We start from the raw sequence: 25,468 nt of genomic DNA, 5'->3' as shown, positions 1-25,468 counted from the left end.
CCTATCTCGCCTGCAGGCGCGTGGCAGCATCAAGCCGCACGGTTTCGCCGTTCATATATGAATTCTCGATCAGAAAGGCACAGCAATGAGCGAATTCTTCCATCCGGCCGACACGCTTGGGCGCTTCGACAGAGGCTTCGAGGTTTGCGATCACGTTGTCGGGCAGCGACATGACCATCGGCGTGCCGAACAGGCCGGGTGCAATCGCGTTGACGCGAATGCCCTTGGCACCCAGTTCGCGCGCGGCAGGCAGGTTAAGGCCCATCACCCCCGCCTTTGACGACGAATAAGCCGGCTGGCCGATTTGCCCTTCCATCGCAGCACCAGAGGAGACGTTGACAACAACACCGCGCTCTTCGCCGTTTTCGGGTTCATTCAACAACATCCGCTGAACAGCTTTGCTCATTACGTTGAATGTGCCTACAAGATTGATATCAACCGTGCGGCGGAATGTGTCGAGCGACGCGGCCTTGCCGTCACGGTCGATCACTTTCATCGGGCTGACGACCCCGGCGCAGTTGATGCACCCATGCAGCGCACCGAATTTTGAAACCACGGCGTCAACTGCCGCGTCCACGCCTTCATCGTCGGTCACATCGACGTTGCAGAACATTGCGTTTGAAGCACCCAGTTCCTTGACCAGCGCATCGCCAGCGCCCTGCGACATATCGAAAATACCAATCTTGGCACCGCGTGCTCGCAGATATTTCGCCGTCGCCGCGCCAAGACCCGATGCCCCGCCGGTGACGATGATTGTCTTGCCTTCGATTTCCATGACCGCTCCTATTTGAATGCCTGCACGCCGGTAAGCGTCCGTGCGATCAGCAATTTTTGTATTTCTGTAGTCCCGTCCGGGATCGGCCCGATAATGGCCTCGCGCGCCAGCCGTTCGACGATAAAATCGGTGGTGACACCATTGCCACCGTGGATCTGCACTGCTTGGCGCGTTGCGTTCACTGCGATTTCCGTGCCGTACCATTTGGCCATGGCACATTCCTTGTCGCAGCGTTCGCCGCGGTCGATCATGCCAGCGGCACGGAGGGTCAAAAGCCGCGCAGCATCAATCTCTGTGGCCATTACGGCGATCTTGTCTGCGATGAGCTGGTGACCCGCTATCTGCTTGCCGTGCTGGTTGCGTTCCTGCGCATATCTGATCGACTCTTCCAACGCGCGCCGTGCCAGGGAGATTCCCCACATGGCCATGTGAACGCGCGCCCGTTCAAACACCACAAGCGTTTGCTGCAAGCCGCGGCCGACCTCGCCTATCGTGTTTGCAATCGGCACACGCACGTCATCAAGAAAGATCTGTGCCGTGGATTGTGCGTTCAGACCCATTTTTTTGATGTCGCGGGTTTCATAGCCATGCTCTTTGCGATCCACTAGAATATGGGTCAGGCCCTCATCGGTGGCGCAGGTGCATATCAGGAAATCCGAAAAGCGACCATTGGTGATCCAGGTCTTTTCGCCATTGATCACCCAGTCATCGCCGTCCCGCCGCGCTCGGGTTTTGACAGCGGCCACATCGGACCCGACATTTGGTTCCGATATGCCCATCGACGCGGTAATTTCACCGGCAAGCAACGGACCGATATATTTTTTGCGAATCTCATCAGACCCGAGCTTCAGCAGAATCTCACCTGCCACCACGTTGATCAGAATGGGCAGCGCGATATCTATTGCCGTAACACCAACCTCTTCGAACAGCATCAGGTGGGTGGTCCAATCCAGCCCCATACCGCCCGCTTCTTCGGGATGCGGGGCCGATGTCAGACCGAACTCGGCAAGTCGCGTCATGAAACCCTGAATGACTTCTTTTTCGAACGGCGCATCCTTAACCTTCAGGTATTCCGGTTCGATCTGGTCATCCAGAAACCGGCGCAAGGAATCGCAAGCCATTATCTGCTCTTCGGTTTTGAACATCTTTCGCTCCTAGCGCCCGAGAATAAGGATGGAGGCCACGGCCTCTTCGATACCGATCAAACCGCCGCCATTTTCCGCGATGGCGATCCGCGCACCTTCGACCTGTCTAGGTCCACATTCACCGCGCAGTTGCGATACCAGTTCGTAAACCTGGCCCAACCCAGTCGCGCCAATCGGGTGGCCTTTGCATTCCAGCCCGCCCGACGGGTTCACCGGCACCCGCCCGCCGATGGAGGTGTCACCGCGCTCGGATGCAGCACCCCCTTCGCCAAATGGGAACAGCCCAAGGTTTTCGATCTGGATCAACTCACCCACCGCTGTTGCGTCATGCACTTCGGCAACTGATACGTCTTGGGGACCGATACCGGCGATTTCATATGCCCGCCGTGCCGCAATCGCGGTCAGGTGGTTCTCATAATCCTCCGGCGCGCGGTTTGATCCGGTCTGGATCACGCTGGCGCGCACTTCGATGGCACGATCCCGGCTGATCCCGAACTTTTTCAATCCGGCCTCGGTCATCAGAACCGCAGCGGCACCGCCATCGCTCATCGGGGCGCACATTGGCAGGGTCAAAGGATAAGTGATCGGTGGTGCGCTTAATATTTCGTCAACGGTATAAGGCGCGCGGAATTGCGCCTTTTCATTTTCAACCGAATGCATGTGGTTCTTTGCTGCAATCGCAGCAATCTGTTTTTGGGTCGTGCCGAACGTGCGCATATGCGCCAGCCCGAACGCTCCGTAAATCGCCATAAAGACTGAAAACGGCTTGTCCGAAGTGGTGTCATTCGGCACGTCGATGCCTTTGCCCAGCGCCATCAGTTTTTCGGTATTTTCCTCAACGGTGGACACATCCCACGCGCCATCGAAAAAGCTGAACATCTTAGCTTTGTCACCTGTCCACATTTTTTCGGCCCCAACGGCCAAAGCCACGTCACCCTCGCCTGCTTTGAGAAATTGAGCCGCAAGGTTCAACGCGGTTGACCCGCTGGCACATGCATTTTCGACGTTTACCATCGGGATGCCCTCAAATCCCATCTCGCGCAGGGTGATCTGGCCCGGGATCATCAACTGCGCCTCAAGATGTCGCTGTGTTGTGTTCGCGTAGTAGGCAGCCTGAATGTCATCCTTGCCAATGCCGGCGTCCGCCATCGCGCCATCGACAGCCTCGCAGGTCAGCGACTTTACCGTTGCCCCGTCGAGGCGTCCCATTTTGGTCATCGCGACCCCGGCAATGTAAATTTTTGTCATTTCAATCTCCGCTCATGTGCCGGTGAAAACCGGCTTTCGTTTTTCACCGAATGCGGCAAGTCCTTCGGCCGCATCGTTGGATTTCAGATGTTCGCGCAGCACGGCAAGTTCCTGTTTCAGCGCCTCCACCTGCGTCATTTCGATGGATGCATTGGCTACCCGCTTCATCTGCGACAGGACCAGCGGGCTTTTGGTCGCCAGCAACTGGCTGAACTCGTGCAGCCGCGCTTCAAGCGCGTCATCACCAACCACTTCCTGCACCAGCCCCATGCGCATCAATTCGCGCGCTGGTAGACTTTGGCCCGAAAACAAGAGGTATTTCGCGTTTGCGAGTCCGATCCGGCACGGCAAGACAGCAGCGCCGCCTGCGCCAGGGAACACACCAAAATTCGAATGAGCATCGCCAATTCTGGCGCTCTCGCCCGCAATCAGCACATCGCAACACATCGCGAGTTCCAGCCCGCCCGCAACGGTAATGCCATTCAGCCCGCCGATCACCGGTTTCGGCAAATCACGCAGCGCTTGAAACGTCGCGCCGATAGCGTCAAGAAAATCACCCTTTTGCGTATCGGCATCATCCAGACCAGCGAGGACTTCCTTCAGATTGGCACCGGCGCAAAACGCACGCCCCGCAGCCGTCAGCACAATTGCGCGCACCTGTTTTGCCACAGCGATCTCTCTTATCGCGGCGCGCAGTTCCCCAATGAGGTCGACAGAAAGTGCATTAAGACTGTTGGCCCTGTTCAACGTCAGCCACGCAACCGGACCACGGTATTCGACCAGTACATTCGCTTGAGTCATGCGTGCGTCTTTCTATTTACTTACCAATAAGTAATCAAAAATATATAATCAAATCAAGAACTAATTTACGTTAGGTTACATAGGCTTGTAGGTTGTCGGTTTCTCCCGTCCGATTTGATCGGAGAATCAGCAATCCGGCGACATCAAGATAGTGCGTTCCCCGATGATGCGCGCGACATGAAAAAATGCCTCGCCGCGCGACACCTTGTGTTCAGGACGAACTTTTTGTGCCCAGATCCAGCGAGCCAGTCTGCATCATGCCGCCACAGACATATCCACCATCAACGACCAGTGTTTCACCGTTCACATATCGCGCATCAGGCGAGCCCAGATAGGCAACTGCCGCCGCGATATCCGCAGGGTCGGCCATGTAACCCGCCGGAATCATCGGCAACAGGCGCGCAACCGTTTCTTCGGTATAGGTGCTTTCGGTGAGCGGAGTTGTAATGGCGCCCGGTGCAATCGCGTTTGCCGTGACGCCATGCGCCGCAACTTCAAGCGCAATCTGGCGTGTCAGCCCCACCAAGGCCGCCTTGGACGTGCCGTAAGCCGTGCGCCCGACCCCTGCGCGGATGCCGCTGACCGACGTGATATTGATGATCCTGCCATATCGCTGACGAACCATTTCACGCGCAGCAAGTTGCGCGCACAACATGCTGCCTGTCAGGTTGATAGCCATAACGCGGTTCCAGTCTTCCAAAGGAAAATCGAGGAACGGATTAATCCCGACGATACCCGCATTGTTCACCAGCACATCCACGCATTTGTCCCAGCGTTCCGTCTCGTCAAATGCCGCATTCACCGATGCCGGATCCGACACATCAAGCTTTTGCCCAAGCGCTGTACCACCTGCCGCTTCGATCTGCTTGACCGTATCGGCTATGCCTGTTTCGGCAATATCAGTGACAACAACCCTCGCGCCCAACTCCGCCAGCCGCAAAGCAATCCCCTGTCCGATGCCAGAACCTGCACCGGTGACAAGTGCCACGCCGAAATCGTCACGATCTCTCATTGGTGGTTTTGTCATGCTGTAATCCTTTCATAAAGTGTAACAACCGCCGCACTGCCCAGCCCAACGTTATGCTGGAGGGCAAGCCGCGCATTATCGACCTGCCGGTTCTCTGCCTTTCCACGCAGTTGGTTGGTCAACTCAAAACACTGTGCCAGCCCCGTAGCACCCAGTGGATGCCCCTTTGACAGCAGACCACCAGACGGGTTCGTGACGTATTTCCCGCCAAAGGTGTTGTCGCCATCATCGACCAACTTTTCGCCATCACTTTCGGCACATAGCCCCAGGGCCTCGTAGGAAATCAATTCGTTCTGCGCGAAACAGTCATGCAATTCGATCACGTCGATATCGTCAGGACCCACGCCCGCCTTTTCATAGACCATGCGCGCGGCATCACGGCTCAGCCTGGCGCCAACCACTTCGATCATGTCGCCGGTTTCAGGGTCCAGCAGTTTATCCGTTGTCATTGCCTGCGCGCGGATTTGTACAGTTGTATCAAGGCCCATTTTTTCAGCGAACCCTTTGGACACCACAAGCGCCGCCGCAGCGCCGCAGGTGGGCGGACAAGCCATTGGCCGTGTCATTACACCGGGCCAGATCACCTGCGCACCCATTACATCCTGCGTGGTCATCTCCTTGCGGAAAACCGAGAGTGGGTTGTTCGCGGCATGGCGGCTAGCCTTGGCCCGAATTTTGGCGAATGTCTCCATCTTCGTACCAAATCGTTCCATATGCGCCTTGCCCGCACCGCCGAAATACCGAAGCGTCATCGGCAGATCGACGTCCCCTATCAGCCGGTCCGTGGCGGCATCAAATTCCGCCAGCGGTGACGGGCGATCGGGAAAGACAACACCCAACGCACCGGGGGCCATCTGTTCAAAACCCACCGCCAGCACACATTCTGCCACACCGCTTTCGACAGCCTGCCGTGCGAGGAAAAGCGCTGTTGAACCGCTCGAACAATTGTTGTTCACGTTGATAATCGGGATGCCCGTCATGCCCACGCGGTAAATCACACGCTGCCCGCTTGTGCTGTCGCCGTAAACATAGCTGGCATAGGCCTGTTGCACGTCTTCGAACGCGATACCGGCGTCATCCAGTGCAAGACGGATCGCCACCTCGCCCATCTCGTCGTAAGGTGCCGATGCGCCCGGTTTTGCAAAAGGGATCATGCCGACACCGGCAATAATGGCAGTCATTTTGGGTCTCCTTTTTTATGGTTTTTCGAATTGTGTATCGGGGTCGGTCAGCATCTGGCGCAACTCTGTCTTAAGTATTTTGCCGTAGCTGCTTTTGGGCAGTTCGAGAACAAAGCAATAGGCCTTGGGTCGCTTGAACCGCGCTATGTTATCCAGACAAAAACGGTCCAGCGCCTGTGCGGTCACGCCCGGCTCTGCCACGACAAACGCGATGACTTCCTCGCCCCATTCGGCCTCCTCGCGGCCAACAACATTAGTTTCGACCACGCCGGAATGACGCAGCAGCACCTCTTCGACCTCGCGCGGATAAATATTTGACCCGCCAGAAATGATCACGTCCTTGGACCGGTCCTTGAGCGTCAGGAAACCGTGGGCGTCCACGCTGCCAATGTCGCCGGTATGGAGCCAGCCGTCCCGCAAGGCTGACGCCGTTGCCGTTTCATTGCCCCAGTATCCCGCCATCACCACATCGCCACTGACGATCACTTCGCCCGCGACATCTGGGGGGCATTGTGTGCCTGTTTCATCCACCACACAGACCGTGACGCCGGTGCGTGGAATGCCGACGGATCCCAGCCAACTATCCGGAATTTCCCAGCTCAATATATGCGGTGGTAGATAAGTGATCGTACATGGTGCCTCGCCTTGTCCGTATCCGATCCAGATGCGGTTGCCCAACAGCGCCATCGCCCGGCGCAGGTCTGCGACATAAATCGGCGCACCGCCGCAGAACAACAGATCAAGGTTTTCGATGGCCGCCGTGTCAAGCGCAGGACAGGCCGTCAGACGCGTCAGCATCGTGGGTGCGACAAAAAAAGATGAATGGGGATATTCATGCAGCAACGTCACGATTTCATGCGGATCGAATCCACCGCTTTGCGGCACAACATTCGCCGCGCCCCGCTGCGCAAACGGTAGCATAAACAGCCCTGCCGCATGAGACAGCGGTGCCGGATGCAGCGCCGCCGACATTTCCGTAACCGGACACATATCGGCCAGAAAACTCGTGGTCATGGTCCAGAGGTTGCGGTGGGTCAGTATCGCCCCTTTCGGGCGGCCCGTCGTGCCGCTGGTATAAAAAATCCATGCTGGATCGGTTTGCGCAGCGTGTGCAGGCTGCAAATCCGCTGACGCTTGTAACGCCGCATTATATTCCGGTCCACCGACCGCAATGACTGCTGAAAACCCTTCGACGTCTTCCGGCCGGTCGGTAAAGGCAAGTGCGGCATCACAGTTAGCATGGATATAGGTCACTTCGTTAGGGTGCAGTTTGGCATTCAACGGAACGGCAACACATCCGGCAGTCCAGATGGCAAACAGGATCTCGATATATTCGGGCCGGTTGCCCATGAAGATCAGAACACGGTCACCTTTTACCAGATTGCGCTGTTTCAGCGCAGCGGCCACGCCGCGCTGCGGTCCTGTAATTGGGTGTAGGTGCTGAACGTCGACAACCCCAAGCAGACGGCAGGTCGATCGCAATAGGCGCGCGCGGACTGTGTCAAAATGTACGCGATGTTCATAATTCTGCTCCCTAAATTCTGCGCGCTTGCCCCTGCCAGAACGTATCCCTGATGTCCTTTTTGCGCACTTTCCCAACGGGGCTGCGCGGCAGTTCATCCCAGAAGTCAACCGTTTTGGGGGCCTTTACGCTGCCAAGGTTTTCCTTGCACAATGCAATGATTGCTTCGGGTTCCACCGTTGCATCGGGTTTGAGTTCGATCACCGCCTTGATCGCTTCACCCCATTTTTCGTCAGGCACACCGATCACCGCGCAATCCTGCACGGCAGGATGCGACCAGATCACCTGCTCGACTTCCGAGGGATAAACGTTGAAGCCGCCCGAAATGATCATGTCTTTCTTGCGGTCCACGATATAAAGGTAACCCTCGTCATCCAGATACCCGATGTCGCCGGTATGGTGCCAACCGAACTGGGAAACCTCTGCGGTTGCTTCGGGGTTTTTGTAATACCCCTTCATCACCAGATTTCCGCGCACAACAATTTCACCATGCTCACCACGCGGCATAATGTTACCGTCATCATCCATGATCGCCATCGGTGTCAAAAGTGCGGGCCTGCCGCAACTTGCAAGCCGGTGTTCGCGGGCCGGATCTCCGATAACATTGTGATCCTCTGCCGTCAGCAGCGCGCAGAACATCGGCGATTCTGCTTGTCCGAAACACTGCGCCATGACCGGCCCAAAAATCTTCAGGCATTGGCGCAGCTTGTCAATGGCCATAGGTGCGGCGGCATAAAGAAAGAACCGCAATGACGGAAAGCTACGTTGCGCAACTTCCGGTTGCGACAACAGCATGTAAACGGCGGTCGGCGGCAGGAACAGATGGGTCACTCCCTCGCTTTCAATTGTGTCTAGAACGTTGGCGGCATCAAATCCCGGCAGGATGACGCTGCGCGCACCAGCGGCCATCAACGCAATGGCAAGCACCCCTGACGCGTGGGTCATAGGCGTGATCAGCAAATGCACAGGGTCAGGTCCGGCATCAAAACTGGCATAATAGTTCGCGATTAGCGTGGTCCAGTTCAACTGCGTCAGCATGATCCCCTTGGGCCGCCCCGTTGTCCCACCAGAGGATAAAATTCCGACAAGATCATCAGGGCCAAGCGGCACATCGGGATCGGTTGAAGGGGCCGCGGCCATCCAGTCTTCCAGCCATGGTGCCGCGCCGTCTTGTTTATCCAGACAGATGAATTTTTGTATCTTTGGGCAAAGTTCACGCAATTGTTCCAGCGCCGGTGCAAGATCGCTGTGATAAAACAGAATCTCCACATCATTATGATCCAGGATATACGCGTTTTCTTCTACGCCGTTCTTGGCATTGACGGGAACCCAGATCGTGCCGGCACGAAACAAGCCCAGCATAACTTCAAGGCCGCTCACGCAGTTGGGGCTGTAAACGCCGGCCATCTTGTCGCGTCCGTACCCTTCGGCAGTGATGGCATTGGCGAAACGATATGTGCGTTCCTGAACTTCGCCGTAACTCCGGCCGATTTTAGCATCTTCCAAAGCGATCACGTTAGGGTTGATTGCGACACCCCTGTCGAAGAAATCGATCACACGCATAACGGTTTCCTATCTTGGTTTCCGGGATTTTCCCGCCTTGCCAGTCTGAACTCATACACTGATGAGCTTTTCGATCTCTTCGCGGTTGGCCAGCAAATCTGCTGTCGTGCCGCTCCACTGGACGGTCCCGTTGTCGACAACGTACTGTCGATGGGCCAATTTCATCGGCACGCGCAGGTTCTGTTCAACCAGCAAAAGCGTCATACCTTCTTCGTTGATCCGCCGCATCGAATCGACCAATTCATCAACGATCAGCGGGGCAAGGCCTTCAGTCGGTTCGTCCAGCAGCAACAGTTCCGGATTAGTCAAAAGCGCGCGCGAAATCGCCAGCATTTGCTGTTCGCCGCCCGAAAGCGTGTTTCCCGCCTGTGACGCGCGATCAAGCAGCACCGGAAACATTTCAAAAATCCGGGTTTCGGTCCATGCGCCAGTGCGTCCCATGACGGTTGCGATGCGCAGGTTTTCATGCACTGTCAGATTGTCAAAAATGCGCCTGTCTTCGGGGACATACCCAATGCCCAGACGGCCCAGTTGGTTCGGGAGTCGCGCGGTAACGTCGTCCCCTTTCCAGACTCTGCGCCCTGAAACCGGTTGCTTTAAACCGATGATCGTCTTGAGAATGGTGCTTTTGCCTGCGCCATTGCGCCCGATCAGCGAAACAACTTCGCCCTGTGCGACTTCGATCGACACGCTATGCAACGCCTGCGCCTTGCCATAAGTGACATTGCAGCTTTCCAACGCAAGCAGCTTCATTCCTCTTCTCCCAGATAAGCCGCTCGCACCTCGGCGTTTGCGCGGATTTCTTCAGGGCTGCCAGACGCCAGAATTTGCCCTTGAACCATCACGACCAAAGCACTGGAGACCCGCATTACAACGTCCATGTTGTGTTCGATCAGCAGCACGGTGCGGCCCTTGACGATCCGTTTTATCAGCTCCATCGCAGGCCCGATCTGGTCATGTCCAACACCGGCCAATGGTTCATCGAGCAACAGGACCGATGGGTTGCTCAGCAATGCCAGCCCGACTTCCAATGCGCGTTGATCGCCGTGAGACAAGGTTTCGGCGGGGCGGTGCGCCATCACCGTCAGGCCGATCTCTTCGAGAACGCTTTCGGCCCGTTCCCTGACTGCAGGAAAGCGGCCCGCCGGAAGCCAGAAGGGCTGCAACCTGTACAGATGCGCAAAAGCAGCAAGTTGAAGGTTCTCAAGCACCGACATGCCGGCGAAGATCTTGGTGATCTGGAAACTGCGGCCCAGACCGATGCGGGTCCGTTTATGCACCGACAGGCCCGTTACATCGCGCCCGTCCAGCATCACTTGACCACCGCTTAGCTTGGCATGACCCGAAAGCGCATTCATCAACGTGGTCTTGCCCGCACCGTTAGGTCCGATAATCCCGTAAAGCTGACCCGGCTGGAAGTCGAACGTCACACCGTTGACAGCTTTCAACCCGCTGAAGGAGACCTGAATATCGTTGCAACTCAATGATCCGGCAGTCATTGCATGTCTCCTTCGTCCTGATCACCTTGGAACATTCCGGCAATACCGTTGCGTAGGAAGATGGTGGCAAAAATGAACACCAGACCAAGGATGCCGTACCAATATTGGGTGATTTGGCTCAGTTCTTCTTTCAGTAATTCAAACAAGGCCACGCCAAGAATCGGACCTAGCAATGTGCCTTTGCCGCCCAGCACGGTCATGATCAAAACGTCGCCCGATGTGGACCAATGCAGCATTTGCGGAGAGATGTAGAAGATCAACGATGCCAGCAGGGCTCCTGCAACACCTGCATACGCACCCGAAACGATAAACGCCGATTGGCGCAAGCTATGGACGTTGTATCCGAGTTGCGCGGCGCGCACGTCGTTCGCCTGTACCGCGCGCAATGCCCGCCCGAATGGCGACCCACGCAGCAATGCCATCAGCGCCAGTCCGATCAGGAAAACCGCCACGATAAACCCATAATAGTTGTGGTTGTCGTAGAAATTGATCCCGAACAAGTCAGGCCGCGGCACGCCTGGAATACCGTCCAATCCGCCGGTGATTGCGCGCAGCTTGTTGGACGCAAGGATGTACATCATCTGCGCCAGGGCCAGTGTCAGCAGTGCAAAAAAAGCCCCGAAACCCGAAGCGCAAAAAGCCCCATCAGGTAAGCCAGCACCGCTCCGACAATCGCCGCTGCAAAAAGGCCCGGTATAAAACCGACGCCATAGCTGAGGGTGAGGATTGTGAGCGCATAACCCCCTGCCCCGAACAACGCCGCATGGCCGAATGACAGCATACCTGTCACCCCGAAGACCAGATCAAAGCCGATTGCGAACAAGGCCCAGATCAGGATCAGGCTGACAAGGTTCACCCATTGCTCATCCTGCACAAAAAACGGAACGATAATCATAACTGCGATAATAATGCCCATCAGGGCCTGACCGATAATCCTGCGTGTCATGCCGAACGCCCCTTTGTGCTAAACAAGCCCGCAGGCCGGAACATCAGCGTTCCGATCAACAGGGCAAAGGTAAGTAGTTCGACCCATTCAGTTGCGTAGGTATATCCGGCCGCCCGCGTCATGCCCAACAGCAACGACGCAAGGATTGCGCCGCGAATGTTCCCAAGCCCGCCGATGATCACCACGACAAAACAGTCGATGATAACGCTGAATCCCATGCCCAGTTCGATCGGCACCAACGGTGCGCTAACCACGCCACCAAGAGCCGCAAGATACGCACCAAGCGCAAAGACGCCGGTGCGAACCTGGTTTACATTTACACCGAGTGTCTGAGCCATTTCCGGATCGGAACTGGCGGCGCGAATAATCATGCCCCATTTGCTACGGTCCAGCAGCAAGAACAGTGCCAGAGAAACCGCTGCACCAAAACCGATTACAAAAAGCCGGTATGACGGTATTTGACTGCCAAACATGGAAATCGGTGCCATGAAGATTTCTGGTGTCGGCACTTGCTTATAGTCAAATCCCCAGATCATCTTTGTCGCGTCGTCGATGACCAGAATGAATCCGAAAGTGAGTAAAAGCTGAAAAATGTGGTCGCGGTCATAGACCTGTTTCAGCGCCAAAATTTCGATCAGCGCACCAACACAGGCGACGATCAGCGGCGCAAACAGCAGTCCCAACCAGAACGATCCGGTCATATGAACAATTTGATACCCGACAAACGCGCCAAGCATATAAAGCGCGCCATGGGCAAAGTTGATCACCCCCAACATGCCAAAAATAAGGGTCAAGCCCGCTGCCAGCAGAAACAGCAGAAAGCTGAGACTCAGCCCGATCACGATAATGGACATATTCAGGGTTCCTCAGTTTCACCCCAAAAAAGCGGGCGACGCATGTCGCGAGGGAACAGCGCCGCCCAGTTCAGGGAGGATCGATTAACAGTCGCTAAACAGGCTATTTGCCGAAAACTCTTCGGTGATTTTCATGGTGAGGTCCGGCAATGGTGCCTCGCCCTTCACAACTTCACCCCAAAGACCGACCTGTTTGGCCTGATGGTCACAAGCGCGCATTTCCTTGCGCCCTTCGACCGAATTTTCATAGACCGATGTTTCAAATGCATCGACCCAGGTTTCCACATCCCAGCTGTCAGTCGCTTCGATGACATCCATCCACCAGCGAAGACCGTCAAATGCCTCGCCCGCGAAGGCCGAAGGGTAGTCACCGTTTGCGTCACGGTAGGCCGTCACGAATTCGGCGTTTGCCGGATTGTCGAGCGAGAAGTGATAACGCACGCCGGAGTTCACGCCCAATGCGGCCTCGCCTGTCGCGGCTGCAAAGATTTCATCCTGAAGCACGGGGCCGAACAGCACTTTGTTCTGACCCATCCCAACCTGACCTGCCTGCTTGCAGAAGGTGACGCCGTCATTGCCCGTTGCCACAACCAGAATACCATCGGCGTCCGAACGCGCCATCTTGTCGATGATGACCGAAAAGTCGCGGTTGCCAAGCGGGGCAAAGTCATTCCCGACGATCTCGACACCGGCGGCTTTTGCTTTTGCGGCAAAGTCGTCAAAGGCGCTGCGCGTGGCCTGATAATCAGCCGTGACCGCGTATACTCTCTTGATCCCGCGTTTCTTTACGAATTCAACACACATGTTCATTTCCATGGCCAACGTGTTGGACGTACGGAATGAGTAACGCGCACCGTCCATCTTGGTAATGCTGTCGTCTGCGGAAATCGTGACCAGATGCGGCACCTTGCGCTGTGTGGACAGGCTTTGCAGTGCCAGAGTCGACGCTGAGCTGACCGCGCCAAACATCAATTGCGTGCCTTCCGCCAACAGCCGGCTTGCTTTTTGTACGGCGGGCTGGGGTTTGGTTTCATCGTCTTCCCAGCTGAAGCGGACTTTTTTGCCCAACAATTCGCCACCCCGCATGGCCACGGCAAGTTCCGCGCCTTTGCGCATGTCATTGCCGATCAAGCCGTATGCGCCCGAGAAAGACAGAATGCCCGCAATGTGATAATCTTCGGGCGTTGCGGCCCGCAGAACCATTGGCGCAGGCAAGGTACTGGCCAAAGTTAGCGCCCCGGCGCTGCGTAGAAAATTCCGACGTTTCATAGTTTTCCTCCCGGTTTCACGCCCCAAGAAGTTTCTCCTGCAAGGCGAATGATGCGCTGCCCGGGATAAATCGTTCCCGGAAAAGCAGAATACTATCAGCAAGTTTGGCGGGTTTTATCATACGTCGGATCAGCAATCGGGCGGTAACAAATCATGGATTTGCAAATGGCGCAAAAGTGCATCTGATCGCGACCGTGTCCCTAACCCTCCCCCATCTCTTGCATCAAGCATCGCAGGGTTAGGACTGGCAGGGAATGTCCGAAAACGCCACAAATTTGACATTTTCTGCCAAATCGATATTATTTACCCATCAGTAGAATTTTGAGGTCATCGTCATGAAGGTGGGCTTGCTCCAAAACCTGCGTCTTCCCAAACATAGCATCCAGTTCATGTGTGACGTGCTGATCGAACACGGCATTGATCCTGACCCATTGCTCAAAGAAGCAGGTTTGCAGCTCAGCCTTCTCTCGGATCCATGGGGCACGCTGGACGGTATTCAGGAACTCACATTCCTGCGTGCCTTTTGCCGGAGTACAGCGCATATTGAAGGTGTCGCTTTTGTCACCGGTCTGCGTTACAGCCTGATCTCGTATGGCCCTATCGGGCTTGCCACGCTAGTTTCAGAGAATGTGACAGCGGGGCTGAGGGTTTTCACGCAAATGCAGGGGCTGGGATACGCACTGCTGGCATATGACATCACAGAGGACGATGAAGGTTTTGCAACAGGGTTTGTTGCCGACGACCAGTATGTACCGCCCGATCTTCTGGATTTTGTTCATGAACGGCTGCTTGGGTCCGGCCCGACCTTCTTCCGGGACCTGCGTCAAGAAAACCTGCCCATCCGTCTGATCGAATGCCCGTTGGACCGCCCGAAAGGCTGGATGAACCTAGAAGCGCGCTGGCAAACCGAAATCGTGTATCGCGCACCGCGCAGTTGCATTCACTTTCATCCTGGAACAGGCGCGCTGAAACTGCCGCTGGCGAATGCCCTTCTTGCGGTAAACTATCGTGTTTTGTGCGAGAATATGCTTGAAACCGGCCCCAAGCATACCGGAACAGCAAATTCGGTTTATCAGGTGTTGATGCAGGTGCGCGGCGTTTTTCCCAATGCGCCGGAAGTGGCCGAAACGCTTCATTTGTCAGAACGCTCTTTACATCGAAAACTTGCCAGTCAGTCGATGAGCTATCGCCAGATTATCGATAGCGTGCGCTTGCGCCGCGCACGGGAGCTTCTTGATACATCCGAGTTACCGCTGGCTGAAGTTGCAGATCGCCTCGGTTTTTCGGAAACTGCCAGCCTGTCGCGATTTTTCCGGCGGGTTTCAGGGGATTCGCCGTCCGCATATCGAAAAACCAGCAAAGGGTTATTCGCCAGTTCACGTTAGGATTAGACGACGAGACGCTAACACGACCATATATCAGAACGGAGTGACGCCATGAACAAGTCCGATGACGAAACGCTCACCTTCAAAGAGATGGTCGGGAAATTCGACGTCACCCCCGAACCCTGCGGTATTACGAATATCTCGAACTTCTCAAACCCACGCTACAAGGGCGTGAACGAAGTTATGATCGCAAACAGATCGCGCGGTTCAAGCTGATCTTGCGAGGTCGTCGGTTCGGAATGAAGCTTGAAGATATAAGAGTTTGGTTAGAAATATATAAAAACAGGGGCTCAAGAGCGCAGCTGTCGCGTTGCCCTTTAATCGGTTCTGCCTCACTTTGTGTGGCGCAACTATCCTGAAACTGGAAAATTCAGGAGGTATAGTTGTGAGTTCGAAGAAGCACTGGTCGCCCGGGAGCGATGTTGCCGTTCAAAGCGTTGAGCGAAGTGAAAGAGGCGGGTGGATTGTATCTGGCGTCTTGGCTCCCAACGGCATTTGCCCAGACTGTGGATTGCATTCACGCCGACGTCACGGCTGGCGGCGTCGGCGGCTGCAGGATTATCCCGCGCATGGAGACGAGGTAACGGTTGATCTCGCAATTTGCCGTTGGCGATGTCAGGCACCCGCTTGCCCACGCCGGACATTCTCAGACCAAATCGCCTCGATTGCGCGTCCATTTGCACGTCGTACTTCGCGTGTCGGGGAGATTGTCACCCATCTTGGGCATGCGAGCGGCGGACGGCCAGCCGAGCGGTTGTTGCATCGTTTGGGCCTTGGAGTCAGCGATGACACGGTGCTTAGGCAGCTGAAGAACCGTGCCCAAGACAGTGGCGAGTCGCCGACAGTCATCGGGATCGACGACTGGAGTTGGCGGAAATCGCAAACCTACGGCACGATCATTGTGGATCTGGAGCGTCGCGTGGTGATCGACATTCTTGAGGATCGAGATGTCGTCAGCTGCACCAACTGGCTGAAGCGACACCCCGAGGTGGAAGTGATCAGCAGAGATCGCTGCGGTCTCTACGCCCAGGCAGCACGGCAAGGGGCACCGCAGGCGAAGCAGGTCGCTGACCGGTTCCATATCGTACAAAACCTGCGGCAGGCCATCGAGGAGCAAATGAACCTTCACGGCCGTGCGACCGGCAGGGCGCTGCTGTCCGACGCCGACAACATCACCGCAGCCGGCAGCCTTCTGAAGTCACGCCTGGCGCATAGGACGTCTCGGGAAGAGATTTTCGCCACCATTCATGCGCTCCGAAATCAGGGGCTTTCATGCAGCGAGATCGGGCGGCGAACAGGGTTCCCGCGTCGCAGCATCGCGAAATGGCTGCAGTTCGAGACACCACCGGACCGCAGGCGGGCCGCTTTGAAGCCGACATCGCCGTGGTACTTTGAAGAGTTCCTGAGCCAAAGCTGGAAGGAGGGCATTCGAACTGGCAGCGCCCTGTTCCGTCTGATCCGAGAGCGCGGTTACGAGGGGAGTCAGTCGCATTTGCAGCGTCTGTTGGCGGGCTGGCGAAAAGCAGAACAGCAAGGGAGCGACTCCAAGGTAGAGCACGAAATCCTTAAGCCAGTCCGGGACCCGGAAACGGGGCACGCGATTTCCCCGGTCATCGCAGCCGCGCTGTGCATCAAACCCCGCGGAAAGCTCACCCCGGATCAAGCGCGGAAAGTCGACGCGCTCAAGGCCGGTTCTCCCGCCTTCGCAACGATGCGAAGTCTCGCCATGCGGTTCAACGGTATCCTGCGCAGCCGCCAAGCAGACCCGCTCCCAGCATGGATCGACAACGCGATCGAAACCGATCTGGCGCCCATCGTGCGCTTTGCCCGCACATTGAACCGGGACTTCGATGCAGTCAAAAACGCCATCGAGATGCCATGGAGCAACGGCCAAGCAGAAGGTCAGATCAATCGCCTGAAGACGCTCAAACGCGCCATGTACGGTCGAGCCGGTCCAGAATTGTTGCGGGCGAGAATGCTACCGTTCCGCCACACAGATTGAGGCAGAGCCCAATTAAGGGCTACGCGACAGCAGCCCTTCAAGGGCATTTGGCGCATACACATGTTAGGTTGCCAAATAGCGGAGCCGATACCTCAGACAGCAAAACCGGCCTCAATCCTCACCAGAAGATGCTCTACGCGATCACGACCAAAATGGCTGCTCAGCAGATCTTGGGGTGCATGCATGTTCAATAACGGATGCTGGCGTGACAGCCATTCTTGTGCACGATCTTCAGATTTCAGCACGCGCTTCGCCATCTCAATCAACTGATCTCTAGTCATCGGCGCCCTCCTCTTAACGTCCTAAGATCATGGTGAACCTAACGCTGTCACAGCATGATAACTATAGGCACAAAAATATGAAGTCTCAGGCAGTTTATGACCTTGTGACACCTGAGACAGTCAAGAAGCGCACACTCTCCGCGTCTTCACGGGCAAAGCATGAGTAGGATATGAATGGGCATGATAATTTTTCTGATGCGTATAGGGAATGGATTGGCGCGCTGTTTCATCCAGGGCGCTCTCCTCGCGGAATTTTCCCATGACGCGACGGCATCCAATGAAAACCTCGAATTAGGGGCGGTTCAAGGTGATCACGCCTTCTCGAATGGCGGGCCAAATAAGAATCATACGAAAGGTAATCTTGCAATAAAATGGCTTAGTGAAAGATAAACGTACAATGCATCTAACCTTGGATACCGCCACTTGCATCCAGCTCACCTCAGCACAGTCGCAAACGCTGCATTCTTGACGGTTTTCCAAGTGGATTCTTGCCCACCCGATGCGCCTGCATTTTTTGGCGACCGAATCGACGGAAGCCAAAGTTTGTGTTGTTACCAGCCAGCGAACCTAACAACTTCAGCATCGCTCACCCGTCCTGCCAACGCGTCTTCGACCGCCTGCGCCAAGATCGCTGCGCCGCGCTTGGCCTCAGCCTCGCTCAAGATCAAAGGGGGCGTCAGTTCCAGCACGTTCGAATGCATCCCGACGTAGTAGAACACCGCATCCAGTTGCCAAGCCCGGAACACAGTCTTTCGGGCCAAGTCCGCATCAACCGCGTTGCTATCCGCAGCTATCAGCTCAACGCCGATGGCCAAGCCGCGGCCCCGGATATCGCCAACCTGCGGCAGATGCGCCGTCGCGCTGGCGATCTCGGCCATCAGAACATCGCCCACGCTTTGCGCCCGAGCCGCAAGACCGTTATCTTCAATCGCGGATAAAACCGCCAGCGCCGCTGTAGCGCAGACGGGATTGCCATGGAGCGTCTGCATTGAAAACGCTGTTGTGTGATCCATAATTTCGGCCGGCCCGATCACTGCCGAGATTGGCAGCCCGCCGCCCAGCCCTTTTCCCAGAACCACGATGTCGGGCATAAAATCCTCATGCTCGAAACAATGCAGCCTGCCGGTTCGCGCCAGCCCAACTTTGACCTCGTCGCAGACGGTCAGGATGCCGTAGCGCTCGCAGATTTCTGCCAGACGCTTCAGGAAAGTTGGAGGCGGCACGATCAACCCGCCGTCGGCCTGTATCGGTTCAATAAAGAAACAACCCACGTCCTCTCCGGGGCAAGTGGTGGTAAGCAAATGTTCGATATGCGCCAGCAACGCGGCGCCGCTGGCATCACCCTCAAGGGGCCGAAATGGATCGGGGTAAGGCACCAATGTCAGGCCACCTGATTTCGCGACCCCTCTTGCGCGGTATGTCCGGAAACCGCCATCGAGCCTTGCGTTCCGCCGTGGTAGGCGCCGGAAAACGCCATCATCCGCGTCCGCCCGGTTGCTGCCGGCACCACCCGTGCCACGGTTTCATTGGCATCGCTGCCAGAATGCCCCAGCCAGACCCGTCGCTCCCCCGCCCCCGGGGTCAGCTGCAATAGCCGTTCAGCCAGCGCCACCGCCGGTTCGTTGGTTCCCGACAGGATCGACGCACCCGCTTGATCCGACAGCGCACCATCCACGGCCGCGCGCAGGGCCGGATGACTATGACCAAGACTTACAGCCCCCAGGACGCCGACAGATCAAGCAGCTCGCGGCCGCCCTCCTCAATCAGGGTGCAGCCCGAACCGCCCGTGACAGCCAGCGGAAAAAACCGAAGTTTTTGCAATGCCGACAATGCGGCCCCATCCCGCGCGATCAGGGCGACGTCGGTCATAGGGCCTTCAACTCTTCGAGTAGTTCTTGCGTGGCCACCTGGCGGCAGTACCCCTTAATGGTAGAAATCGAATTATCCTGTCGGGCCTGGCTTTCGGTGGCGCAGGCATCGGTCACTTGGGTTACCAGATAGCCCAGATCACAGGCATCGCGGATCGCACCTTCAACGCATTGATCCGTCAGCAACCCGCAGATCACCAGTTGCTTTACACCCAGATTGCGCAGCACATAGTCGATATGGGTCGAAACAAAGACAGAGGAGGAGGATTTCGGGAACACAATCTCGTCCTCGCCCGGCGCAATCTGATCGATCACTTTGCCATCCCATGAGCCCTTGGCCACGTTGAAGCCGGTGATCTTGTAATCAAGGCTGCGGTCGCGCCCGTCCAGCGTCAGGCTTTCGATCGTGGTGTACATCACTTCGATCTGCTTTTCGCGGAAGGCCTTTTGCAGCGCCTGCATCCGCGGAATCACCTCTTCGAGCTGTTCAAACAGCCAGCCGTGCTTGGCTTGAAATTCTTCCTCAGTCAGGCCGTCGAATTCAGCACCGTCTCGATGAGCCGAAAAATTCTGGACATCCACGTACAAAAGCGCCGATTGCGCCGGAACGAGGGGAACATTGCGTGTCAACGTCATGTTAGACTTCCTTGAGATAGCGGTTAATGGCTGTGCTTAGGGTCTCTGCCCAAGCCGCCCGGCCTTGGGAATCCCTGATCTGGTCATTGCGAATTTCAATTAGCGAATGCGGCAGACCGCTGGCCTCGCCGTGCTGGGGCACGAACCAGTCGGACTCGTCGTCAATCTGATAGGGCTCATTCATGCCGATGGTTAACTCGGGTCGCGCCTCTTGAACCAATCGCGCCAAATGGGTCGAGGCATGGGTCTCGTGTCGGAACAGAAAACCAATTTCCCAAGGACGCGAGGTCTTGCCCAATGTCGGGGTGAAACTGTGGATTGCCAGCACCATCCGGCGCGACGGCTGACGCAGGTATTCCGCAACCTTTTCCTGGAAAGGCTCAAAAATCTCCCGCACCCGAGCGACGCGGGCTGCGTTGTCGAGTGCACGGTTGCCCGGCACCGACACCCCATGGTTGCTTTCCGGGATCGCATCGGGGGCCTCGGGCGGGCGGTTACAGTCGATCACCAAGCGGCTGTAGGATTGCAGCACCGCCGGCGCGTTGAGCGTCTCGGCCATCAGCCGTGTCACCGCTTCGGCACCGATATCCCAGCCCACGTGACTGTCGCGGTCGTCCGCCTTCATACCAAGCCCGTTCAGCGCCTGCGGCACCGCTCGTCCGGCATGTTCGCACACCAGCAGCACCGGATGGTTGCTATCGGGATTGAGCACCGTGACCGGGGCGGGATCATCCGCCCCCAGCAGGGGCCGTGTCGTGTCCAGCGTCATCGTCAAACCTTTACACTTTTAAGGGAAGCCGCCGGGATCAATCCGTTAGGCCTGAACAGCAGGACAAGCACGACGATGCTCAGCCCAATGGGGTCGCGGAATTCCTGCATCGCCGGCGGCAGGAAGGCGGCCAGATAGATCTCGATGAACCCCAACAAGAACCCTCCTGCCACAGCCCCACGAAGGCTGCCGAGCCCGCCAAGGATCGCGGCGATAAAGGCTTTTACCACCGGCAGGAAGCCCATATGCGGTGCCACAGAAGATCGCTGTGAAACCCAAAGCACCGCCGCCACCCCGGCCAGCAGCCCCGACAGGGCAAAGGCGCCCGCGATCACCGTATTGGCGCGGATGCCCATCAGCCGCGCAACGTTGAAATCCTCGGCCGCGGCCCGCATCGCGATGCCGGTCTTTTGCCGCTTCATGAATATATCGAGAAAGATCAGCATCACGATCGTCGCCACGATCGCCGCAATCTTGTTCACCCCGATCACCAACCCACCAAGGGTGATGGAATCCGAAAGCACCTGCGGCAAGATCACCGGTTGCGACCGGGTCGAGATCAGGTTCTGGAACAGCACTTGCAAGATCATCGAAACCGCGAAGCTGGTCACCAGCATCGTCGCGCCGGAACTGTTGCGAACGGGGCGGAAGGCGATCCGCTCCATCAACACTGCGGCGATCATCGCCACCGCAATCGCCAACGGCACAGCCAGCAGGAACGATACACCGGCAATGCCACAATACATCAGCGTATAGCCGGAAATCGTCATCAATTCACCGTGGGCAAAGTTAATCAGCCCCATGATCGAAAAGACCACCGCGAGCCCCAACGCCAGCAGCGCATAGGTGCCGCCCAAGGCGAAGGCATTGACCGTCTGTTGCAAAAGCAAGTCCATCATTCGCCTCCCAGATAGGCAGATTTTAAGGTGTCGGACTGCGCCAGATCGGCGGCACTGCCCGCGGCCACGATCTGGCCATTGGCAAAGACATAGCCGCGGTCAGCCACTTCAAGCGCCATTGCGACGTTCTGTTCGACCACCGCGAGCGTGACGCCCTGCCCGCGCAGCCGTTCTATCAGCTCGAACACCTGCCCGATGATCTTCGGCGCGAGCCCCAGCGAGGGCTCGTCCAGCAACAACAGTTTGGGATTACTCATCAGCGCCCGCCCCACGGCGAGCATCTGTTGCTGCCCTCCCGACAGGGTACCCGCGAACTGGTCGCGGCGTTCGTGCAGAATTGGAAAAAGGTCGTAGACCCGATCCCATGCGGACTTGACCGCCGCCTTGTCGGTGATCGCAAAGGCCCCCATCCGCAAATTTTCCGCTACGCTTAAGGAGCCAAACACCCGCCGCCCCTCAGGCGACAGCGTCATTCCCGCCGGCGCTAGCAATTCCGGCGCCCAATCGGTGATGTCTTTGCCCTTGAAATAAACCGCGCCGCTGGCCACGGGCACCAGCCCCACCAGTGCATTCAAGGTCGAGGATTTGCCCGCACCGTTGGCGCCAAGGAAGGCCACGATCTCGCCTTCCTTGATCTCAAAGTCGATCCCCCGCACCGCTTCAATCGGGCCGTAGCTGACCGCAAGGGACTGGACAGATAGAAGCGATGTCATGGCCATTGACCCTTATTGCATCCGCGGTGCTGGAATCAGCTCAGCGGTCGGGCTCGGCTGGCCCACAAGCTCACGTTCACCATCGGTGACACGGATCAGAGTCACCTCGCGCACTGGCATGCCGTTGGTGCCTTTGTAGGTGATCAGACTGGTCGCGCCGCGCACGTTCTCCAGCTCGGCCAGGGCATCGCGGATGGCAATCGGATCGGTTGTCCCCGCCGCCTTGACCGCCTCGGCGACCACGATCACCAGATCATAGCCCACGGCATTGAACACGGTTTCCGACGGGCTGCCGGTCGCGGCCTCATATTTGGCGTTAAACTCAGCCAGCGGGTTGCCCTCGGTTGCATGTCCGGCAGTGGTGAACACCACCCCCTCGCCGACATCGCCCAACGAAAAGGTCGTCGGGCTGTCGATGCCGTCCGAACCGATCATCTGACTGGTTACGCCCGCCGCGCGCAGTGCCTTGAGCATCGACGGAAAGTCGGGCTCGTAAGATGAGGTCATGATGACATCGGGCTGCGGATCAAGCGCCGCGATCCGGGTCGCAATCGCCGAAAAATCCTGCTGACCGATGGAATGGGTGTCCTGGCCGAGAACCTCGCCGCCCAAAGCCTCGAACACGTCGCTGAAGTATAGCGGCATGGTGGTATACTGGCTGTCTGGCGAATAGATAATATAGGCTGTCTCATGGCCCTGCTCGCGCGCCCATTCGGCGGACACCGTGGCTTGCACGTTGTCGCCGGGGAAGTTGGCAAACATGAAGCCGCCGCCGATCATCGGCAGGGTGGGCGAAGAAGCACAGGTCGAAATCGCTGGAATCTGCGCTGAAGTCACTGTCCCAATCGAGGCCAGCGCCGGGTCGGCGTCACACGGCAGCACGATCACTGACACGCCCTCGTCGGCCAGTTCCTGCACTGCGATGGCGGTCTGCGCTGCATCCGAGCGCACGTCTTTCTCTACCAGTTCGATCTTGATGTTGCCGTTGATCCCGCCTTCGGCGTTGATCTCGTCCACAGCAATATGCACGCCCTCGATCACCGGCCCGTCATAGCCCGCCAATCCGCCAGTCTGAGCGGTTGCCAGCCCAATCTTCAGGGTTTCAGCAAAGGTCGGTCCGGCAAGGGCCGCCGCCACTAAGGTTGATGCAAGTATTGTCTTTTTCATTGAACTTCCTCCAGTTGGTTGCCGTTGTCTTCTTGTTTTGGGCCGAGATAGGCCTCAATTACGGCCGGATCGTTCTGAATCTCTGCCGGGGTCCCTTCGGCGATCTTGTGCCCTTCGTTCAGCACCACCAACCGGTCGCAAAGCTGGTTGATTAGTTTCAGATCGTGATCGACCAGCAAGATCCCCAGCCTGAGATCACGGGTCAGACCGCGCAGGGTTTCCATCAAGTCATCGGTTTCATCGCGGTTCATCCCCGCCGCCGGCTCATCCAGAAACAGCAACGACGGCTCACAAGCCAGCGCGCGGGCAATCTCGACCCGTCGCTGATCGCCATAAGACAGCGTACCCGCATCTGCGTTCGCATGGCGGGTCACGCCCATCCGTTCCAGCGCGGCGCGTGTGCGGGCCTCGGCGTTGTGCCCGCCACGTGTCGACAGTGCCGCCACCAGCACGTTCTGGAACACACTCAAGGTTTCGAACAGTCGGATATTCTGGAAGGTCCGCGCGATGCCATGATCGGCGATGTCTTGCGACGCAAGCCCGGTCAGCGCCTCAGAGCCAAGGTGAACCTCACCCTTGGTCGGCACCAGCACTCCTGACAGCATGTTCATCAGCGTCGTCTTGCCCGATCCGTTCGGCCCGATCAGCCCGGTAATCTCGCCGGGAGTCAGCGTTATATCCACATTATTCACCGCCGTGAGCCCGCCGAACTGCATGGTCATGCCCTTGGCCACCAACGGTTCGGTGCTCGCGTTCTTTGCAATCTTGGATTCTTCCTCAGGCATAGGGCGGTGTGGGAACAGCCGTTCCTCCCATTCCTTCAGGCCCGCCAAACCGTCAGGCTTGCGGAACATCGCGAAAAGAATGATCAGGCCGATGCCAATCTGAGTGGTGCCAAAGACCGCTGGAACCTCAAGCCCGGCCAAGGAGAACCCACTCTCGAACCGGCGAAGAACCTCGGTCACCAGCGTGATCGCCACTGCACCGGTTATTGCCCCAGTAACGGTCGTCATGCCGCCGACAATCAGCATCGCCAGCAACAGGAAGGTATCGGTGAAATAGAATTTCTTGGGGCTGATCGCACCCAGAAAATGCGCGAGCAAAGCGCCTGATAAGGCCATGAGGGCCGCACTCAGCACAAAGGCAAACAGCCGCTCGCGCCGGATCCGAATTCCTACCGCACTGGCAGCAATGGCGTTTTCCCGTCCGGCCCGTAGCCGCAGTCCCGACACTGAATCGCGATACAGCCGCGCTACGATCAACGCCAGCACCACGCCCCCAGCCGCGACCCAAAGCGTGGTGACTGCGGGGATGCCAAAGAACGTTTGCGATCCGCGGGTGACATCGCGCCAGCCAATGGCGACCCCATGCACGATGATCAAAAGCCCCAGCGTCGCGATCACCGCAGCCGACCCTTCTAACTTGCCGATCGCCAGACCGACGACCGCCGCCACCACGCATGTCAGCAAGATCGCGACGATCGTCGCAGAGAAAATCCCCACCTCCGTTGTCGCGAGCCAGGTAGGCAATTTCGGCAGCGTCGCGATCTTAAGTTGCGTCGGAAGCGTCAGCAAAGAGGCCGCGTAGGCTCCGATCGCCATGAACGAGAGATGCCCGAAACTGAGGATGCCGGAATTGCCGCTGTAGACCCCCATGCCGGCAACCGCAATCAGCGCAATGTAGAATACGGTCAGCATCCGCTCACTCGCCGCGCCAATCGACGACGCGATCAGAGTTGCCGCGATAACAAGCACGACAATCCCCAGAACTGAGGCAAATATATGCTTGCGTGGTGCAGTGATCATATCGAATCTCGCAGTTCAATTTCGGCCAGCATAGTGACCGAATTTTTTCAAAGTCAACGATATTACCATCCTTGACAAGACCTTTTCATAAATGCTTCCTTCTCTGAAAAAGG

General features: G+C 57.1%; 27 protein-coding genes. 3 read left to right on the top strand and 24 right to left on the bottom strand.

All coding sequences use genetic code 11. The annotated features are described in order from the left end of the window. Position 1: 1 nt before the first annotated feature. The 14 genes from ACFQAU_RS18495 to ACFQAU_RS18430 form a co-directional block, all read right to left on the bottom strand. Positions 2 to 775 carry an SDR family NAD(P)-dependent oxidoreductase gene (locus ACFQAU_RS18495; protein WP_009808033.1) on the bottom strand — a complete coding sequence of 258 codons (774 nt, stop codon included), beginning with the start codon at positions 773 to 775 and terminating at the stop codon, positions 2 to 4. Between the two features lie 8 nt (positions 776 to 783). Beyond that, a complete protein-coding gene (locus ACFQAU_RS18490) occupies positions 784 to 1,920 on the bottom strand; it encodes an acyl-CoA dehydrogenase family protein (protein ID WP_009808032.1) in 1,137 nt (378 codons plus the stop codon). Between the two features lie 9 nt (positions 1,921 to 1,929). Beyond that, positions 1,930 to 3,168, bottom strand: coding sequence for a thiolase family protein (locus ACFQAU_RS18485; RefSeq protein WP_009808031.1), 1,239 nt, complete (start codon positions 3,166 to 3,168; stop codon positions 1,930 to 1,932). A gap of 12 nt (positions 3,169 to 3,180) precedes the next feature. Then, the gene (locus ACFQAU_RS18480) at positions 3,181 to 3,969 is read right to left on the bottom strand and encodes an enoyl-CoA hydratase/isomerase family protein (RefSeq protein ID WP_009808030.1); all 789 of its coding nucleotides are present in this window, start codon (positions 3,967 to 3,969) and stop codon (positions 3,181 to 3,183) included. 211 nt (positions 3,970 to 4,180) lie between these two features. Then, entirely contained in the window at positions 4,181 to 4,957 is a 777-nt protein-coding gene (locus ACFQAU_RS18475) for an SDR family NAD(P)-dependent oxidoreductase (RefSeq protein WP_269347655.1), read from the bottom strand. 35 nt (positions 4,958 to 4,992) lie between these two features. After that, entirely contained in the window at positions 4,993 to 6,177 is a 1,185-nt protein-coding gene (locus tag ACFQAU_RS18470) for a lipid-transfer protein (RefSeq protein ID WP_132445873.1), read from the bottom strand. A 15-nt stretch (positions 6,178 to 6,192) separates the two neighbouring features. Beyond that, the gene (locus ACFQAU_RS18465; RefSeq protein ID WP_386259464.1) at positions 6,193 to 7,584 is read right to left on the bottom strand and encodes a class I adenylate-forming enzyme family protein; all 1,392 of its coding nucleotides are present in this window, start codon (positions 7,582 to 7,584) and stop codon (positions 6,193 to 6,195) included. A 127-nt stretch (positions 7,585 to 7,711) separates the two neighbouring features. After that, positions 7,712 to 9,262 (bottom strand): AMP-binding protein, encoded by a 1,551-nt coding sequence (locus ACFQAU_RS18460; RefSeq protein ID WP_067296559.1) that lies wholly within the window; start codon positions 9,260 to 9,262, stop codon positions 7,712 to 7,714. Between the two features lie 51 nt (positions 9,263 to 9,313). Further along, positions 9,314 to 10,015, bottom strand: a complete 702-nt coding sequence (locus ACFQAU_RS18455; RefSeq protein WP_176832926.1) for an ABC transporter ATP-binding protein — start codon at positions 10,013 to 10,015, stop codon at positions 9,314 to 9,316. Then, positions 10,012 to 10,761 (bottom strand): ABC transporter ATP-binding protein, encoded by a 750-nt coding sequence (locus ACFQAU_RS18450; RefSeq protein ID WP_064223626.1) that lies wholly within the window; start codon positions 10,759 to 10,761, stop codon positions 10,012 to 10,014. The genes ACFQAU_RS18455 and ACFQAU_RS18450 overlap by 4 nt, the downstream gene beginning before the upstream one ends. After that, the gene (locus ACFQAU_RS18445) at positions 10,758 to 11,342 is read right to left on the bottom strand and encodes a branched-chain amino acid ABC transporter permease (protein ID WP_386284301.1); all 585 of its coding nucleotides are present in this window, start codon (positions 11,340 to 11,342) and stop codon (positions 10,758 to 10,760) included. The genes ACFQAU_RS18450 and ACFQAU_RS18445 overlap by 4 nt, the downstream gene beginning before the upstream one ends. Positions 11,343 to 11,359: 17 nt before the next feature. Continuing rightward, complete coding sequence (locus ACFQAU_RS18440) at positions 11,360 to 11,707, bottom strand: ABC transporter permease subunit (protein ID WP_386259461.1); 348 nt, start codon at positions 11,705 to 11,707, stop codon at positions 11,360 to 11,362. Continuing rightward, entirely contained in the window at positions 11,704 to 12,561 is an 858-nt protein-coding gene (locus tag ACFQAU_RS18435) for a branched-chain amino acid ABC transporter permease (RefSeq protein WP_120352510.1), read from the bottom strand. The genes ACFQAU_RS18440 and ACFQAU_RS18435 overlap by 4 nt, the downstream gene beginning before the upstream one ends. A gap of 84 nt (positions 12,562 to 12,645) precedes the next feature. Then, the gene (locus tag ACFQAU_RS18430) at positions 12,646 to 13,830 is read right to left on the bottom strand and encodes an ABC transporter substrate-binding protein (RefSeq protein WP_067296557.1); all 1,185 of its coding nucleotides are present in this window, start codon (positions 13,828 to 13,830) and stop codon (positions 12,646 to 12,648) included. A 335-nt stretch (positions 13,831 to 14,165) separates the two neighbouring features. Between ACFQAU_RS18430 and ACFQAU_RS18425 the strand changes: the two genes are divergently transcribed. The 3 genes from ACFQAU_RS18425 to ACFQAU_RS18415 all read left to right on the top strand — a co-directional run bounded on the left by ACFQAU_RS18425 (position 14,166) and on the right by ACFQAU_RS18415 (position 17,217). Beyond that, positions 14,166 to 15,215 carry an AraC family transcriptional regulator gene (locus tag ACFQAU_RS18425; RefSeq protein ID WP_064223623.1) on the top strand — a complete coding sequence of 350 codons (1,050 nt, stop codon included), beginning with the start codon at positions 14,166 to 14,168 and terminating at the stop codon, positions 15,213 to 15,215. A gap of 101 nt (positions 15,216 to 15,316) precedes the next feature. Next, a complete protein-coding gene (locus ACFQAU_RS18420; protein WP_386284738.1) occupies positions 15,317 to 15,574 on the top strand; it encodes a MerR family transcriptional regulator in 258 nt (85 codons plus the stop codon). A gap of 26 nt (positions 15,575 to 15,600) precedes the next feature. Beyond that, positions 15,601 to 17,217 carry an ISL3 family transposase gene (locus ACFQAU_RS18415; RefSeq protein WP_417807596.1) on the top strand — a complete coding sequence of 539 codons (1,617 nt, stop codon included), beginning with the start codon at positions 15,601 to 15,603 and terminating at the stop codon, positions 17,215 to 17,217. A 92-nt stretch (positions 17,218 to 17,309) separates the two neighbouring features. Here ACFQAU_RS18415 and ACFQAU_RS18410 read toward each other — a convergent pair whose 3' ends face one another. The 10 genes from ACFQAU_RS18410 to ACFQAU_RS18365 all read right to left on the bottom strand — a co-directional run bounded on the left by ACFQAU_RS18410 (position 17,310) and on the right by ACFQAU_RS18365 (position 25,304). Then, positions 17,310 to 17,498, bottom strand: coding sequence for an MbcA/ParS/Xre antitoxin family protein (locus ACFQAU_RS18410; protein WP_120352513.1), 189 nt, complete (start codon positions 17,496 to 17,498; stop codon positions 17,310 to 17,312). A 551-nt stretch (positions 17,499 to 18,049) separates the two neighbouring features. Next, positions 18,050 to 18,874, bottom strand: a complete 825-nt coding sequence (locus ACFQAU_RS18405) for an aminotransferase class III-fold pyridoxal phosphate-dependent enzyme (RefSeq protein WP_386284292.1) — start codon at positions 18,872 to 18,874, stop codon at positions 18,050 to 18,052. A 5-nt stretch (positions 18,875 to 18,879) separates the two neighbouring features. Then, a complete protein-coding gene (locus ACFQAU_RS18400) occupies positions 18,880 to 19,173 on the bottom strand; it encodes an aminotransferase class III-fold pyridoxal phosphate-dependent enzyme (RefSeq protein WP_386284289.1) in 294 nt (97 codons plus the stop codon). A 35-nt stretch (positions 19,174 to 19,208) separates the two neighbouring features. Beyond that, positions 19,209 to 19,367 (bottom strand): hypothetical protein, encoded by a 159-nt coding sequence (locus ACFQAU_RS18395; RefSeq protein ID WP_206054320.1) that lies wholly within the window; start codon positions 19,365 to 19,367, stop codon positions 19,209 to 19,211. After that, positions 19,364 to 20,002 carry a cysteine hydrolase family protein gene (locus ACFQAU_RS18390; protein ID WP_120352514.1) on the bottom strand — a complete coding sequence of 213 codons (639 nt, stop codon included), beginning with the start codon at positions 20,000 to 20,002 and terminating at the stop codon, positions 19,364 to 19,366. The genes ACFQAU_RS18395 and ACFQAU_RS18390 overlap by 4 nt, the downstream gene beginning before the upstream one ends. 1 nt (position 20,003) lies before the next feature. Beyond that, positions 20,004 to 20,771 carry an N-formylglutamate amidohydrolase gene (locus ACFQAU_RS18385; protein WP_120352515.1) on the bottom strand — a complete coding sequence of 256 codons (768 nt, stop codon included), beginning with the start codon at positions 20,769 to 20,771 and terminating at the stop codon, positions 20,004 to 20,006. Positions 20,772 to 20,773: 2 nt separating this feature from the next. Beyond that, positions 20,774 to 21,670 carry a branched-chain amino acid ABC transporter permease gene (locus ACFQAU_RS18380; RefSeq protein WP_240791636.1) on the bottom strand — a complete coding sequence of 299 codons (897 nt, stop codon included), beginning with the start codon at positions 21,668 to 21,670 and terminating at the stop codon, positions 20,774 to 20,776. Further along, a complete protein-coding gene (locus ACFQAU_RS18375; RefSeq protein ID WP_120352517.1) occupies positions 21,667 to 22,383 on the bottom strand; it encodes an ABC transporter ATP-binding protein in 717 nt (238 codons plus the stop codon). The genes ACFQAU_RS18380 and ACFQAU_RS18375 overlap by 4 nt, the downstream gene beginning before the upstream one ends. Before the next feature lie 12 nt (positions 22,384 to 22,395). Beyond that, a complete protein-coding gene (locus ACFQAU_RS18370) occupies positions 22,396 to 23,550 on the bottom strand; it encodes an ABC transporter substrate-binding protein (protein ID WP_132445876.1) in 1,155 nt (384 codons plus the stop codon). After that, positions 23,547 to 25,304 (bottom strand): branched-chain amino acid ABC transporter ATP-binding protein/permease, encoded by a 1,758-nt coding sequence (locus ACFQAU_RS18365; protein ID WP_240791637.1) that lies wholly within the window; start codon positions 25,302 to 25,304, stop codon positions 23,547 to 23,549. The genes ACFQAU_RS18370 and ACFQAU_RS18365 overlap by 4 nt, the downstream gene beginning before the upstream one ends. Positions 25,305 to 25,468 lie beyond the last annotated feature (164 nt).

This window comes from Sulfitobacter profundi (assembly GCF_042661425.1).
In the GTDB taxonomy this organism is placed as follows: Bacteria; Pseudomonadota; Alphaproteobacteria; order Rhodobacterales; family Rhodobacteraceae; genus Sulfitobacter; species Sulfitobacter profundi.
Note: the sequence above shows the minus strand (reverse complement) of the source record. Positions and strands in the feature narration are given on the sequence as shown.